Annotated in this window: 1 tRNA gene and 1 rRNA gene; both read left to right on the top strand. The window is 52.2% G+C overall.

From position 1 onward, the window contains the following. Nucleotides 1-1,072: ribosomal RNA gene (locus FTV18_RS15610) — 16S ribosomal RNA — on the top strand; the annotation flags it as partial. 61 nt (nt 1,073-1,133) lie between these two features. Beyond that, nucleotides 1,134-1,210 (top strand) — tRNA-Ile (locus FTV18_RS15615).

A 1,210-nucleotide genomic window follows, 5' to 3' on the forward strand; every position in this document is an offset into this window, starting at 1 on the left:
GGGATAAGTGGACGTTACTCGCAGAATAAGCACCGGCTAACTCTGTGCCAGCAGCCGCGGTAATACAGAGGGTGCAAGCGTTAATCGGATTTACTGGGCGTAAAGCGCGCGTAGGTGGCTAATTAAGTCAAATGTGAAATCCCCGAGCTTAACTTGGGAATTGCATTCGATACTGGTTAGCTAGAGTATGGGAGAGGATGGTAGAATTCCAGGTGTAGCGGTGAAATGCGTAGAGATCTGGAGGAATACCGATGGCGAAGGCAGCCATCTGGCCTAATACTGACACTGAGGTGCGAAAGCATGGGGAGCAAACAGGATTAGATACCCTGGTAGTCCATGCCGTAAACGATGTCTACTAGCCGTTGGGGCCCTTGAGGCTTTAGTGGCGCAGCTAACGCGATAAGTAGACCGCCTGGGGAGTACGGTCGCAAGACTAAAACTCAAATGAATTGACGGGGGCCCGCACAAGCGGTGGAGCATGTGGTTTAATTCGATGCAACGCGAAGAACCTTACCTGGCCTTGACATACAGAGAACTTTCCAGAGATGGATTGGTGCCTTCGGGAACTCTGATACAGGTGCTGCATGGCTGTCGTCAGCTCGTGTCGTGAGATGTTGGGTTAAGTCCCGCAACGAGCGCAACCCTTTTCCTTATTTGCCAGCACTTCGGGTGGGAACTTTAAGGATACTGCCAGTGACAAACTGGAGGAAGGCGGGGACGACGTCAAGTCATCATGGCCCTTACGGCCAGGGCTACACACGTGCTACAATGGTCGGTACAAAGGGTTGCTACTGCGCGAGCAGATGCTAATCTCAAAAAGCCGATCGTAGTCCGGATCGCAGTCTGCAACTCGACTGCGTGAAGTCGGAATCGCTAGTAATCGCGGATCAGAATGCCGCGGTGAATACGTTCCCGGGCCTTGTACACACCGCCCGTCACACCATGGGAGTTTGTTGCACCAGAAGTAGGTAGTCTAACCTTAGGGAGGACGCTTACCACGGTGTGGCCGATGACTGGGGTGAAGTCGTAACAAGGTAGCCGTAGGGGAACCTGCGGCTGGATCACCTCCTTAACGAAAGATTGACGATTGGTAAGAATCCACAACAAGTTGTTCTTCATGACGATGTATCTGAGGGTCTGTAGCTCAGTTGGTTAGAGCACACGCTTGATAAGCGTGGGGTCACAAGTTCAAGTCTTGTCAGACCCACCA

The organism is Acinetobacter sp. YH12241 (assembly GCF_013417535.1).
Classification (GTDB): Bacteria; Pseudomonadota; Gammaproteobacteria; order Pseudomonadales; family Moraxellaceae; genus Acinetobacter.